Genomic DNA, 12,114 nt, shown 5'->3' with positions numbered 1-12,114 from the left:
CCTTGAATCCGCTTCGTCGTCACGCTGCCAGAAACTGCTCGATCCGCCGGATGCCCTCTAGATTGGTGTCCAGATCGGCCGCAAACGAGAGTCGCAGGTGGCCGGGCGCGCCAAATGCACTGCCAGGGACCAGGGCCACCTTGGCCTCCTGCAACAGGCGGTGGGCAAGCTGAATGTCATCCTCGATATCGTCTCGTTCGGCAATGATTGTGCGGAAATCCGGCAATAGGTAAAAGGCCCCTTCGGCGGGCTGGCAGCTCACGTTTGGTAACGCTTTTACCTCGGGCAGAATGCGGTCATGGCGACGCCGGAAAGCCTGCGTCATCTCGGTCACGATCCCCTGATCGCCACGCAGCGCTTGCTCGGCAGCATGCTGGCTGATAGAGCAGGTTCCCGCGGTGCTCTGGCCCTGCAACTTATCCATCGTCTCTATCAGGTCTTTCGGTCCCGCCATGTAGCCCACGCGCCAGCCGGTCATCGCATAAGCCTTGGATACGCCGTTGACCACCACGCAGCGATTCTTGAGGTCCGGATTGACGTTGAGGAAATTCTGGTAAGGGCCGTCGACCCAACGTAAGTGTTCGTAGATTTCGTCGCAGACGATCAGGATGCCCGGATACTTGCGCAGTACCTCGCCAATGGCTGCCAGCTCCGCACGGTCGTAGATCCGGCCGGTAGGGTTGTTGGGGGAATTGAGGAAAACCAGGCGAGTACGTTCGGAAATGGCGGCTTCCAGAGCGGTGGGCTTTAACGTAAAGCCCTCATCCGGATCACACTGTACGAAGACCGGCTCGCCTTCGGCCATCGTCACTTGCGCCGGATAGGACACCCAGTAAGGCTGCGGGACGATAGCTTCATCGCCGGGTTGGAGCAGGGTCTGGCACAGGTTATACAAACTCTGCTTGGCGCCGCAGGTGACCATAATGTTTTCCGGTGCATAGGTCAGGTTGTTTTCGCGCCGGAACTTGTCGCAGACCGCCCGTTTCAGGGACTGGGTCCCCGCCGCTGCCGTGTAGTGCGTAAATCCCTCGTCGATGGCCCGCTTCGCGGCTGCCTTGATCGGCTCCGGCGTATCGAAGTCGGGTTCGCCGGCGCCGAGACGCGCCACATCCTCACCGCCATCCTGCATTGCCGCCGCCTCGGCGTTGATCTGCAGTGTCATCGACGGTGATACCCGCGCGATGCGTTGAGCATAGTCGGACATGATTCCCGCCTCCTTTCGCGCTATTTCTTACTAAGTTACGCGTCCGGGGCGGGATAATAAAACAACCTGGGTGAGTCTATTGCCTGGGTGTAACGCGAGACCGGTTGCGGCGAATATTCAGGTGGAGCGCGGCGCAAACATGATGATCGCCATGCCGGTAAGCGCAACGGCAGACCCGACAAAATCCCAGATTGTCGGGCGTATTCCGTCAACCGTCCACAACCAGAAAATGGCAACGAAGATATACACGCCGCCGTAAGCCGCATAGACACGCCCGGCGGCAGTGGGGTGCAGGGATAGTAGCCAGGCGAACAGCGCCAGACTGAGCGCGCCGGGAACAAGCAACCAGATACTTTTGCCTTCCCTTAGCCAGAGATACGGCAGGTAGCAGCCGACAATCTCTGCGACGGCCGTTATCAGGAACAGGCCGAGGGTTTTCAGTTCAGGCATGGCTTTCTGCCAAATCCAGCAGTGCCTGGCCCGTCAGCCGGTAACCGATCCATTCGCTTTGCGGACGCGCACCGATGGACGTGTAGAACTGGATTGCCGGCTCGTTCCAGTCGAGCACGTTCCACTCGAACCGACCGCAGCCCTTGGCCACCGCCACTTGGGCCAAGTATCTCAGCAGCGCTTTTCCGGCACCGCTGCCCCGTTCCGAAGGTGTGACGAACAGATCTTCAAGGAACAAACCATTCTTGCCCAGCCAGGTGGAGTAGTTGTAGAAATAGACGGCAAAACCGATCGGTTTGGCGTCCTTCTCGCAGATCACCGCGTGGACGGTCGAATCAGGCCCGAAAATGGACTCGGCGACGGTCGCCTCGGTGGCCACCACTTCGTGCTCTGCCTTTTCGTAGATCGCCAGTTCGCGGATAAACCGGAGGATCAAGGCAGCATCGTCGGCGGTGGCTTTGCGGATATTGAGGCTGGACATAGAGATCTCCTGGTAGGGCTGGCATCGGGTGTGCAGTCGGGGTTGCAGACGGGTTTACAAAAGGCAACCAGATTAGCGACGCTCGAAAAGCAGGTCCAGACGGGCTGGGCGATCAGCCACTGGCGGCTTTCGTCGCCAGGAACTCGCCCTTACCCACAGGCACCAAGCTGGTGGTGAATGCCGCGTCCGATTGTAGCAACTCGATAAACGGCATCATCTGCTGTTCATGGGAAACAGCGTTGTCGACCACCAGCAGACCGCGGTTTCGGAGTACCCGTTTGATATCCGCAAACCAGGCCACGTACTCGGCGCGGTCGGAATCAAGGAAGAGGAAATCCACCGAGGCGTCCGGTGTGCGCTTGAGGATATCGGCCGCATCGGCGTGAAGTAACTCGATGTGCTGAGCGAGTCCGGCTTTGGCAAAGCTCTCAGCGGCCAGCCGGTACTTGCTTTCCAGATATTCAACGGTAGTGACCCGTCCGCCGGTCACTTTGGCGGCTTCCGCCAGCCAGAGTGTGGAGTAGCCGTTCGAGGTGCCAATTTCGAGAAGGTCCCGAGCACCTGTCGCCCGCACCAGTACGGAGAGAAACTCGCCGGTGTCACGAGTGATATTGAGCATGCGCCCTTCCCGTCCGGTGACGGTGCGATCGTTCTGCTGACCGAAGATTTCCAATTCCCGCTTGAGTCGATCCAGAGCGTCGTCCATCACTTATCCTATTGAAACATAGAGAGCGCCGATTCTAGTGTGCCGTGCGGTTAATTCGCTGGAGTGATTCTGCCCAGACGTCCTCCTCCCAAAGGTTGGCGGACCGCACCACGAAAAATCACCCCATGACCGCCAGCCCAAAAAACGCTCTCCATTTTCAATGTAATTGGCCAAAGACCTCGGGATGTTGTTCTGCAATACGCAATAACGCCACCGCCGGGCCCTGGGGCTCTCGGCGCCCCTGTTCCCAGTCCTGCAGCGTCCGTACGCTCACGCCCATTAAGCCGGCAAAATCAGACTGAGACATCTTAAGTCTTAAGCGGATAACTTTCGGTGAAGAGGGCCTGGAAAGCTGATGGGTACGTAAACTCAGCTTCCCTTTCTTGAACTGTTTAATTTCGTTCAGGCCATCCAGGATCTCGGAACCAAGATCTCTATCAGCCATTTTTGATTGCCTCCGCTATGTGTTTGAGCATATGCCCCTGAATCGAGGCACGCTCTGATTTACTATACAGCGTGAGCATCCATATCTCGTGGTCGGACTTTTTCCAGTAGTAAATCGCCCTGAAGCCACCGCTCTTCCCTGAACCTGTCGGCGCCCACCGAACCTTGCGCACACCTCCGGAGCCTTTTATCAAGTCTCCCGCATCCGGCTTTTGCATGAGATACGTTTGAAGACCACGATATTCCTCATCCGATAAGTAATCAGGCAATAAATTGGTGAACGTTGAAGTTTCGATGAATAACATTAACTAAATATACGGCATTGCCGTATATAAACTCAATCATTTACGACCGGTCATTGCCTCTGGTTAGGACAGGCTAAACAAGTGCCTTAAACATCACCAAGGAATCCACAAACCCAAGCTGCTTGTGTTTGAATGCTCCCGGAAGCGTGCCCACGACCTCGAAGTCCAGCTTCTTCCAAAGCGCCACAGCCGCTTCGTTTGTCGAAACCACCGAATTGAACTGCATGGCGGTATACCCATGGGTCTTCGCGATATCCTGCGAATGCAGGCAAAGACGTCTGGCGACGCCTTTTCCCCTGGCAGATCGGCTAACCATGTAGCCACAGTTACAGACATGAGAACCGGGACCCGCCGCGTTGGGCTTGAGGTAATAGGAGCCAAGCACCGTATCGCCCTCCCTCGCCACGTAGGTCGCCGTGGGCGTCTCCAGCCAAAGTGATCGGGCCTGTTCGTAGCTGATATCCGGATCGAAGGCGTAGGTATCTTCTGCCCGGACGATCTCGCGGAAAATCGGCCAGAAGAGCTCGAAATCAGGACCGGTCATTTTGACTATTTGCATGCTGGCTTCCCGACGTTAAATGCTGTTTATTTTAGAAGGCCTGCCCGAACCGCACATAGAAACCGCTATTCTCGCCCTCGCCTTTTGCGTAGTCGACCGTAATCACCATCTGTTCGGACGGCTTGATCACATACTCGCCGCCCAGCCCCACGCTGGGATAGAGGCTGTCGCGCTCATCGCATTCGTCGCCGTCGCCATACAGGCAGGCCACGCCGGCAAAGAGGTTGAGGCCGAAGCGGCCGCGGATATGCAGACGTTCTTCCACCTCGACAGCCAGGGAGTGAGGCGCCAGGTACTGGCCGCGAGTGTAGCCCCGCAGATTGACGCTGGAGTAACCACTGCTCGGAGCATCGTGGGTCCAGCGTCCCGATACGTGATAGGCAAACACCGCGCCCTCGGCGTGCGTCACATAGTGTTTGAACTCCAGGTTAAGGGTATCGAAGTTTTCATCGCCACCCAGCGCTTCCCGGTAGGCAAAATTGTTGAGGTTGAAGAGTTTGCCGGCGGTCGGGGCATTCTGATTATTGCGATCGTCGTACATGAGCACCACGCCCAGCGCCCCGGAATCGATACCGGTGAGTCCCAGCGCTTTCAAAACTTCGTCCGTGCGAAAGTCGTCCCCTACCGCGAGATAGTTGGTGTACACCCCTTGCCCACCGATAAACCAGTTCGAGCCGACTTCCTGTAGATAGCGGGCATACGCCACTTTCATTTCGTCGGTCGTGGACGCGGGCAGCCCCGAGCCCAAGAAATCAGAGTAGTCGTTCTTGATCCGGCCACCGCCGAGGGCGGCGGTGAAGCGCTTGCTGTCTTCGTCCCAGTAGGTGCGCAGAAAGGCCGTTCCAATAACGGAATCGGTATTGCTGTAAGACGCCATCGCACCGGCCATCGAGGAGGTGGATTCAGGGTCAAGCTTGAACAAGTATCCCGCCAGAAAGCCCAATGACGTGCCGACTTTGGGGTCACTGCTGAATTTCGGCGCAACCACCCAGGGGGACTCCCTCTGCGATTCGGCCGCGGACTCGGAAGACGCGTGTTCATCCCTCTCGCTCGGCTGCGAGCTTGCGAAAACAGGCATGAGCATACCGGCAACGCACCACGCCGCCCGCGCGATGAAGCTCCCTGTCTCTTTCATTAAGAATCGCTCCTGCATAGAGTCTGCGGCGCTCACTTCTCCTGCTTCAGTGTTGTAGCAATCGATCGTTTCGTCTAGCGCATCGCGACTTTCCAGGCAGCGCGTCTCGGCTCACTCCGCACAGACGATCCGCGGAACCATTGTCTGCCGCGCCGGTCCAATCGATTTCTGTCCGTCTTACGTCAATCCGGAACACGTCTCGCATAGAACGGCCTATCCGCCATAATCGCCATGGACCCATGAAGAAGCACGCCCTATTCACACTCCGCTTAACGATCCGCTTCGTGCTGTTGCTTGCCGTGCTCCTCGCCGGGCCACTCCTAGTCGCGGCCTGCAGCGGCTTCGATACCCAAGACACCTGGTATAACGCCGACCGCTCCAGCGCCGGGATCGCCCCTTTGCCGGATAAAGAGCCAGGCGCGATCGTTCAGGTTTACCATGCCCGTGCATTCGGTTGGCGCGGTTACTTTGCGGTGCACACCTGGATTGCCACCAAAGAAGAAGGCGCGTCGACTTACTGGGTTCATGAAGTGACCGGCTGGGGTAGCCAGAAGGTGCGCTCACGGCCCGCCGAACCGGATACCGCCTGGTATGGCAGCGAACCTGTGCTGATCGCCGACATCCGGGGCGAGCAAGCGGCCCCATTGATTCCCCAAATCCAACAGGCCATCGAGGACTACCCGTTCCAGCGTACCTACGAGGCCTGGCCGGGTCCGAACAGCAATACCTTCACCGCCTGGATTATCCGCCAGGTGCCAGCCCTGGATGTCGCCCTACCCAACACGGCGATTGGCAAGGACTACCTGGAAGCGCCTTTCGTCGCCGCTAGCCCTAGCGATTCGGGCTACCAGTTATCGATTCTCGGCTACGTGGGCGTATTAGCCAGCGTACGCGAAGGTCTGGAACTCAACGTGCTGGGCCTTTCCTTCGGGGTCGATCCACTGGCACTGGCCATCAAACTGCCGGGCGTTGGCCAGTTGGGGCTGCTGGAACCCTGGCAGCCCGAATCCGGCAAAATCGACGAGGTCGCGGTCACCGAATAAGCGGCCAAGCTGCATCGCTCCGCCCCACCTGCACCCTATCCCTGATGAAACGTTAACACTCGCCTGTCTTTGCTTAAACGTTGATGGACAAGCTATGACTGGTCAGTGAACGCTAACTTCATTAATGTAGGTGTAAGTAAACTGAGTGTTCAATGGCTAGACTTTGCTTACGGGCAAAAGACGGTCATCTAGGGAAACGGCGCTTTTTGTCGCCAGGGAGCTACATGAACTGGTTCGCCAGTTCCAGTCACAGGCGAGGTTCGTCATGGCATTGTCGAAGGTTGACGATCTGTATTCCACACTGCTCGAAGCCGCCGTGGACGGCATCATCACTATTGACGAACAAGGCGTCATAACCAGCTTTAACAGCAGTGCCGAACGCCTGTTCGGCTACGGCCGCGAGGAGGTGATCGGCGAGAAAGTCAATCATCTGATGCCCGCTGCCATCGCTCGCGAACACGACGGCTACATCAACAACTATATGGAAGGCGGCGAAGCCAAAATTATCGGCATTGGCCGCGAAGTAGAGGGCAAGCACAAGGACGGCTCGGTCTTCCCCATGCATTTGGCGGTTGGCGAGGCCATGCATGAAGGCGCCCGGAGCTTCATTGGCATTTGCCACGATCTGACTCACTACCACCAGGCTTTACGACAACTCGAAGCCGCCGAAGAGCGTTACCGGGACATCGTCGAGAGCCAGAAGCAACTGATCTGCCGGGTCGACAGCAAGTTGCGCATCACCTTCGTCAACGCGTCCTTTTCCCAGGTAATCGGCATTCAGCAAGATAACCTGTTAGGTGTGGAACTAACCGACATCGCACTGGATGGCGAACATCAACTGGCGTCACGCCTGTGCAAAATGTTTCAGCAAAACAGCGACCTGGACGAGGTCAACATCACCGTGACCATGAGATCCCGCGGCGATGGCGCCTTGGTGGACTGGTCCTTCAAGCGTGTGGAGGGTGCGAGAAAAGACCAACCCATCGAGCTTCAGGGGTTGGGTATCGACGTGTCCGACAAGGAAGCTGCACTCCAGCATGCCCTTTATCTGGAAAATTACGATCTGCTGACCGGCTTTCTCAATAAACGCGCATTCAGCGGCGCACTGAAACCTTGGATCAGCTCCAGATACACCTACGCGTTAATGCACCTGGACAGCAAACGCTTCACCCTCATTAACCAGAAATATGGCTACACCGTGGGTGACGAGGTTCTGGCGGAAACGGCGGCGCGCATCAACCGTACGCTGGATCGACCTTGCCTGTGCGCGCGGGAAGGGGGCAGTGGTATTTTGATCGCCTTACCCGTTAGGAACCACGCTGACGCCCACGGCATGGCGCGGCGTCTGGTGGAGGCCCTGGAGCAGCCGATCGCCATCGACGGCGACAGCATTAGACTGGATACGGCCTGTGGCATCGCACTTTACCCGGGCAATAGCGACCAACCCGAGACACTGATCCAGATCGCGGCCTCGGCACTGCAATACGCCAAGACGCACGATCAGGCGGTGGCTTTTTTTAGCCCCCAGTTTCATGCCGGGGTCAGCTGGCAGCTCGATATCGAACAAGGTCTGAAGCATGCGCTCGACTGCCAGTCCCTGGAAATCTACCTGCAACCCAAACTCTGCCTCGCGAGCCACCGGATAGACAGCTATGAGGCACTGGTGCGCTGGAACCATCCGGAACACGGCCTTATTCCTCCGGCCGATTTTATTCCTATCGCAGAACGCACGACGCTCGGGCAAAAACTGGATCGCTACATGCTGGCGGAGGTCGTAAAACTGATCGCCAAATGCCGGGAACAGGGGCTGGAAACGCCCGTGATCGCGGTCAACATGACCGCCAAGCATTTCTCGGATACCACCTTGCCGGTTTTCATCAAGGAACTGCTAAACACGCATAACGTGCCCGGACACAAGCTGCAGCTCGAGATTACCGAAGGCATCGTGATGAAAATGCGCAAGACCACCACGCGTCTGCTGGATGAACTTCGGGGCCTGGGCATCCAGATCAGCCTCGACGACTTCGGAACCGGCTATTCCTCTCTCAGCTACCTGCAGCAATTGCCGGTGGACGAGCTCAAGATCGACAAGATCTTCGTCGACGATTTGACAAGTACCCGCGGCGCCACGCTGATGCGCTCGATCATCGCCATTGGCAAGGCCAGCGGCCTACGCATCATTGCCGAAGGTATCGAGGAGGAAGAGCAGGCCCAGGTTCTGTGCTCCATGAACTGTGACATGGGCCAGGGCTATTTCTTTGCCAAGCCGAAGCCCTGCTACCAGATGCTGGGCCTGAGTGCCGGGTTCTCTCATTAGACTGTTCATTAGGCCGGTCATTAGGCCCGGCCCTCGCATTGGACAGTTTTAGGACATCGATTTTGACGGCCTGAGGGCATCCAGGGGCCCGTCTTTTCGATGGTCTATGAATTTCTACGCCTGCCAGAAGAACTTGTGGGCCTCGCGTTTAAGGCTGCCTGGAATCATTCCCAGATCGCGTTCGATCACGGCCGTATCGCTCCACAGCATGTGCTGACGCAATGATTTCCGGGAGGTTGCTCGATGCTGCCAGACTCTGAGGGCCTGGCGAACCCTGATGTGCATGGTCATTACCCCGCTTTGGTCTGTGAGAGAAGGTCACGGGTCGAGCGCACTTGGACAGGGCCGTTCCCGTTTGCTTATGGTCACAAAAAGGCCGGAAATGGGGCAGACACAGCAGGTTTGGAAAATGGGCAATACAGAGTTGGCTGACGACAAGCTGTAACCAGTACAGTTGAAACGCAGCGACCGAAAAAGACCTTAGTGCAGTCGCCTCAGACGCCCGGGTGGTTCACCATAGAAGCGCCGGAAGGCGTGCGTTAGAGCGCTTTGACTGGAGAAACCGACCTGGCCGGCAATCTCTGCCAGCGGCATGGGCGTCTGCACCAACAGCTCCCGCGCACGGCGCAAGCGTGCTTCCAGCAGGTACTGGTAGGGGGTCATCCCCGTCGCGTCACGAAACAGCAGGTGAAAATGGCCGACGCTGACGTGAGCCACCGCGGCCAGCCGAGAGACCGGTAAAGGTTCGTTCAGGTGCTTGTGCACGTAGGCTTCGAGCAGCGCCAGATCGAGCTTACCCCGAACCGGTGCGCACGGCCGGTCGAACATTCGATGGTGCAGAGCACCCATCAATCCCTGAGTGAGACCGGTTGCCGCTTCCGGATATAGGCTCCAGGTACTCGCTTCTCGCTGAATGTAGGCCAGCAGCAACCGCAACCCCGCATCCGCCTCAAAATAGCGCGGAGCGTCGAATAGACGCTCCATATTGGTGCTCACATCCTCGTTGGGCACATCGATTACGATATGGGCGTTCTCGCCAATCCCTTCATAGAAGTGCACGTCGCCGCCCGGCACCAGACACCCGTGCAACACGTCCACCCGGCCGCCGCGACCGGCAATCTCGAACTCGGCCTGGCCACGCATGGCAATGACCAGTTGATGGTAGTCATGATCGTGGTGATGGCAGTTGTTGGGGAGTGGAAATGTCCGAATACGCGTAGCCATGATTGATTATCATTTCACCGGAAATGGGCACATTCATTTATAGCTAATTCCTATGCAAAATGCAAACCAGAAAACCTGTAATTATCACGTCTTTACGTTTTCCTAAAACGCCTCACATCAACTTCGGAGTCTTGCGCAAAAACCTATGATGCTGGCGCAAGACCTTCCGCCCTCCTCATTACGACAATCAAATGAACGCGAGTTCATGACGGACACCGCCCATCGAAGCCTCAACCTATTCACAGGTATAAGCCACCGGTGAAAGCAGGCTCTTACAAAAGAGAACCAACGACATGAACCAGACTGTCGCCTTCATTGGCGCGGGCAACATGGCCAGCGCCATCATCGGCGGGCTGATCGACAGCGGGCTGCCCGCCGCCAGCATTATCGCTACCACACCGGATTCCGAAGCACAGGCCGCTGTTCGCGAAAAATACGGCATCCACACTTCGGCAGACAATAACGACGCCGCAGCCCGGGCGGACGTCATTGTCCTGGCGGTTAAACCCCAGATCCTGGCCGATGTCTGCCGTCCCATGGCCGAGACACTCCAAGCCCGTACCGATAAGCCGCTGATGATCTCCGTTGCGGCTGGAGTGCTGGCAGACAACATCGACAGCTGGCTGGGCGGCAACATGCCTATCGTTCGCTGTATGCCCAATACTCCGGCGCTGGTCCGGGCCGGCGCCTCGGTACTCTGGCCCAACGGTCGCGTTTCCGAAGCCCAGCGCGCTGTCGCACAGGATCTGCTCGCCGCCGTCGGCCAAGTGGAATGGATTGCCGAGGAAAACCTGATGGACGCGGCCACCGCCGTATCCGGCAGCGGGCCAGCCTATTTCTTTCAGATCTTCGAGGCGATGGAGGACGCCGGCGTCGAGCTTGGCCTGCCTCGCGGCACAGCCCGCCGCCTGGCGTTGCAAACCGGCTTTGGCGCGGCCTGTATGGCCCTGGCCAGCGAGTATGCGCCAGGTCAGCTCAAGCGCAACGTGATGTCGCCCAAAGGCTCCACCGAGCGAGCTATCGCCAGCTTTGAGAACGCTGGCTTCAACGACATTTTCAAACAGGCCATGACCGCTTGCGCCGAACGCGCGCGCCAGATGCAACTCGAGTTCTCAACCTGACGAACAGCCGTGAGGCTTTTCGTGGGCTCTTCCCCAACCAAAAAAAAGACAGGTATCTCAGATGAAATCAATGTACAAGCTGGCTTCTGCAGCGCTCCTTACCGCAGCTATTAGTAGCAGTATTACTACCGCCCAGGCCGAGGAGAAATCCTGGCGTATGGCAACACCCTGGAGCGGCGGCCCATGGCTCGAGCGGGACGCCCAAGACTTCGCCGACCACGTCAAGGAACTCAGCGACGGCGAAATTAGCATTCAGGTTTTCCCCGGCGGCACCCTGGGCAGCGCGCTAAAAGTGACCGAAACCGTGGAAAGCGGCGTGGCGCAGGTGAGCCACAACTACCTCGCCTACGACTACGGTAAGGATCCCACCGCCGCACTGCTGGCCGGTCATTCCAGTGGTCTGACCCCGGAAGAATTCATGCTGTGGATGTACCAGGGCGGCGGTGCCGATCTGTACGAGCAGTTCCGTATGGAAGAATTCGGCGTAGTGGCTTTCCCCTGTTCCATCCTGGGCACGGAAATCTTCCTCCACTCGAACAAGAAGGTCCAGACTCTGGAAGACTTCAAGGGGCTGCGTCTGCGCACCTCCGGCGCTTGGGCTGAAATCGCTTCCCGCCTGGGGGCATCTACCGTGGTCATGGCCGGTTCCGATATTTACACGGCGCTGGAACGCGGCGTTATCGATGCCGCCGAGTGGGGCAGCCCGGAAATGAACAAGCCTACCGGCTTCCAGAATGTGGCCCAGTACGTCATCGTTCCAGGCGTGCATCAGTCCGGCGGCGTGCTGGAGTGCCAGGTCAACAAGGACGTGTGGAGCAAGCTGGACGATCAGGAAAAGACCCTCATCCGTGACTCCGCCAAACTCGCACTCTTCGACTCCTGGCTGGCCGCAACCTACGCCGACCTGGAAGCCTACCGCGAACTGGAGAATGGCCCGAACGAAATCGTTCGCCTGGACCCGGCCTTCATCGAGAAAATCTACGAGGAAACCGCAGCCTGGGAAGACGAAAAGGCAAAGGATAACGAGTGGTTCGCCAAGGTTCTCGAATCCCAGCGTCAGTTCAAGAAGGACATGGAAAGCTGGCCTCAGTACCGCCTGAACATCGGCAAATCTGAACGCTGATC

At 57.7% G+C, this 12,114-nt stretch carries 14 protein-coding genes; 4 read left to right on the top strand and 10 right to left on the bottom strand.

Annotated elements, in window-relative coordinates:
- Nucleotides 1–19: 19 nt before the first annotated feature.
- The 8 genes from FXO11_RS01950 to FXO11_RS01915 form a co-directional block, all read right to left on the bottom strand.
- Complete coding sequence (locus tag FXO11_RS01950; protein ID WP_148861326.1) at nt 20–1,204, bottom strand: pyridoxal phosphate-dependent aminotransferase; 1,185 nt, start codon at nt 1,202–1,204, stop codon at nt 20–22.
- A 117-nt stretch (nt 1,205–1,321) separates the two neighbouring features.
- Entirely contained in the window at nt 1,322–1,654 is a 333-nt protein-coding gene (locus FXO11_RS01945; protein WP_148861325.1) for a YnfA family protein, read from the bottom strand.
- On the bottom strand, nt 1,647–2,135 hold the full coding sequence (locus FXO11_RS01940; RefSeq protein WP_148861324.1) for a GNAT family N-acetyltransferase: 489 nt from the start codon (nt 2,133–2,135) through the stop codon (nt 1,647–1,649). The genes FXO11_RS01945 and FXO11_RS01940 overlap by 8 nt, the downstream gene beginning before the upstream one ends.
- Before the next feature lie 112 nt (nt 2,136–2,247).
- The gene (locus tag FXO11_RS01935; protein ID WP_148861323.1) at nt 2,248–2,841 is read right to left on the bottom strand and encodes an O-methyltransferase; all 594 of its coding nucleotides are present in this window, start codon (nt 2,839–2,841) and stop codon (nt 2,248–2,250) included.
- A gap of 157 nt (nt 2,842–2,998) precedes the next feature.
- Nucleotides 2,999–3,286, bottom strand: coding sequence for a helix-turn-helix domain-containing protein (locus FXO11_RS01930; RefSeq protein WP_148861322.1), 288 nt, complete (start codon nt 3,284–3,286; stop codon nt 2,999–3,001).
- Nucleotides 3,279–3,590 (bottom strand): type II toxin-antitoxin system RelE/ParE family toxin, encoded by a 312-nt coding sequence (locus tag FXO11_RS01925; RefSeq protein ID WP_148861321.1) that lies wholly within the window; start codon nt 3,588–3,590, stop codon nt 3,279–3,281. Before FXO11_RS01925 ends, FXO11_RS01930 begins: the two co-directional genes overlap by 8 nt.
- Nucleotides 3,591–3,663: 73 nt before the next feature.
- Nucleotides 3,664–4,149 carry a GNAT family N-acetyltransferase gene (locus FXO11_RS01920; protein WP_148861320.1) on the bottom strand — a complete coding sequence of 162 codons (486 nt, stop codon included), beginning with the start codon at nt 4,147–4,149 and terminating at the stop codon, nt 3,664–3,666.
- Nucleotides 4,150–4,180: 31 nt separating this feature from the next.
- Nucleotides 4,181–5,284 carry a BamA/TamA family outer membrane protein gene (locus tag FXO11_RS01915; RefSeq protein WP_168203110.1) on the bottom strand — a complete coding sequence of 368 codons (1,104 nt, stop codon included), beginning with the start codon at nt 5,282–5,284 and terminating at the stop codon, nt 4,181–4,183.
- A 239-nt stretch (nt 5,285–5,523) separates the two neighbouring features.
- Here FXO11_RS01915 and FXO11_RS01910 point away from each other — a divergent pair, with 239 nt between their 5' ends.
- Together FXO11_RS01910 and FXO11_RS01905 are read left to right on the top strand one after the other, a co-directional pair.
- On the top strand, nt 5,524–6,327 hold the full coding sequence (locus tag FXO11_RS01910) for a DUF3750 domain-containing protein (protein ID WP_148861318.1): 804 nt from the start codon (nt 5,524–5,526) through the stop codon (nt 6,325–6,327).
- A 265-nt stretch (nt 6,328–6,592) separates the two neighbouring features.
- Complete coding sequence (locus FXO11_RS01905) at nt 6,593–8,644, top strand: putative bifunctional diguanylate cyclase/phosphodiesterase (RefSeq protein ID WP_148861317.1); 2,052 nt, start codon at nt 6,593–6,595, stop codon at nt 8,642–8,644.
- A gap of 114 nt (nt 8,645–8,758) precedes the next feature.
- Here FXO11_RS01905 and FXO11_RS20235 read toward each other — a convergent pair whose 3' ends face one another.
- Both FXO11_RS20235 and FXO11_RS01900 read right to left on the bottom strand, forming a co-directional pair.
- Complete coding sequence (locus tag FXO11_RS20235; RefSeq protein WP_168203109.1) at nt 8,759–8,929, bottom strand: hypothetical protein; 171 nt, start codon at nt 8,927–8,929, stop codon at nt 8,759–8,761.
- A gap of 195 nt (nt 8,930–9,124) precedes the next feature.
- Nucleotides 9,125–9,868: an AraC family transcriptional regulator gene (locus FXO11_RS01900; protein ID WP_148861316.1), complete on the bottom strand. Its 744-nt coding sequence runs from the start codon at nt 9,866–9,868 to the stop codon at nt 9,125–9,127.
- 293 nt (nt 9,869–10,161) lie between these two features.
- Between FXO11_RS01900 and proC the strand changes: the two genes are divergently transcribed.
- Both proC and dctP read left to right on the top strand, forming a co-directional pair.
- Nucleotides 10,162–10,989, top strand: a complete 828-nt coding sequence (gene proC, locus FXO11_RS01895) for a pyrroline-5-carboxylate reductase (protein ID WP_148861315.1) — start codon at nt 10,162–10,164, stop codon at nt 10,987–10,989.
- A 61-nt stretch (nt 10,990–11,050) separates the two neighbouring features.
- The gene (dctP, locus tag FXO11_RS01890) at nt 11,051–12,112 is read left to right on the top strand and encodes a TRAP transporter substrate-binding protein DctP (RefSeq protein ID WP_148861314.1); all 1,062 of its coding nucleotides are present in this window, start codon (nt 11,051–11,053) and stop codon (nt 12,110–12,112) included.
- The last annotated feature ends 2 nt before the right edge of the window (nt 12,113–12,114 follow it).

This window comes from Marinobacter fonticola (genome assembly GCF_008122265.1).
Taxonomy (GTDB): domain Bacteria; phylum Pseudomonadota; class Gammaproteobacteria; order Pseudomonadales; family Oleiphilaceae; genus Marinobacter_A; species Marinobacter_A fonticola.
The sequence above is the reverse complement of the archived record's forward strand: the minus strand, read 5'-3'. Positions and strand labels throughout refer to the sequence as shown.

Bases quoted from the DNA above. Each gene is read 5' to 3' on its own strand.
- FXO11_RS20235 (WP_168203109.1), bottom strand. From the start codon at position 8,929: ATGCACATCAGGGTTCGCCAGGCCCTCAGAGTCTGGCAGCATCGAGCA.
- FXO11_RS01900 (WP_148861316.1), bottom strand. From the start codon at position 9,868: ATGGCTACGCGTATTCGGACATTTCCACTCCCCAACAACTGCCATCAC.
- FXO11_RS01940 (WP_148861324.1), bottom strand. From the start codon at position 2,135: ATGTCCAGCCTCAATATCCGCAAAGCCACCGCCGACGATGCTGCCTTG.
- FXO11_RS01925 (WP_148861321.1), bottom strand. From the start codon at position 3,590: ATGTTATTCATCGAAACTTCAACGTTCACCAATTTATTGCCTGATTAC.
- FXO11_RS01920 (WP_148861320.1), bottom strand. From the start codon at position 4,149: ATGCAAATAGTCAAAATGACCGGTCCTGATTTCGAGCTCTTCTGGCCG.
- FXO11_RS01910 (WP_148861318.1), top strand. From the start codon at position 5,524: ATGAAGAAGCACGCCCTATTCACACTCCGCTTAACGATCCGCTTCGTG.
- FXO11_RS01905 (WP_148861317.1), top strand. From the start codon at position 6,593: ATGGCATTGTCGAAGGTTGACGATCTGTATTCCACACTGCTCGAAGCC.
- proC (WP_148861315.1), top strand. From the start codon at position 10,162: ATGAACCAGACTGTCGCCTTCATTGGCGCGGGCAACATGGCCAGCGCC.
- dctP (WP_148861314.1), top strand. From the start codon at position 11,051: ATGAAATCAATGTACAAGCTGGCTTCTGCAGCGCTCCTTACCGCAGCT.
- FXO11_RS01950 (WP_148861326.1), bottom strand. From the start codon at position 1,204: ATGTCCGACTATGCTCAACGCATCGCGCGGGTATCACCGTCGATGACA.
- FXO11_RS01945 (WP_148861325.1), bottom strand. From the start codon at position 1,654: ATGCCTGAACTGAAAACCCTCGGCCTGTTCCTGATAACGGCCGTCGCA.
- FXO11_RS01930 (WP_148861322.1), bottom strand. From the start codon at position 3,286: ATGGCTGATAGAGATCTTGGTTCCGAGATCCTGGATGGCCTGAACGAA.
- FXO11_RS01915 (WP_168203110.1), bottom strand. From the start codon at position 5,284: ATGAAAGAGACAGGGAGCTTCATCGCGCGGGCGGCGTGGTGCGTTGCC.
- FXO11_RS01935 (WP_148861323.1), bottom strand. From the start codon at position 2,841: ATGGACGACGCTCTGGATCGACTCAAGCGGGAATTGGAAATCTTCGGT.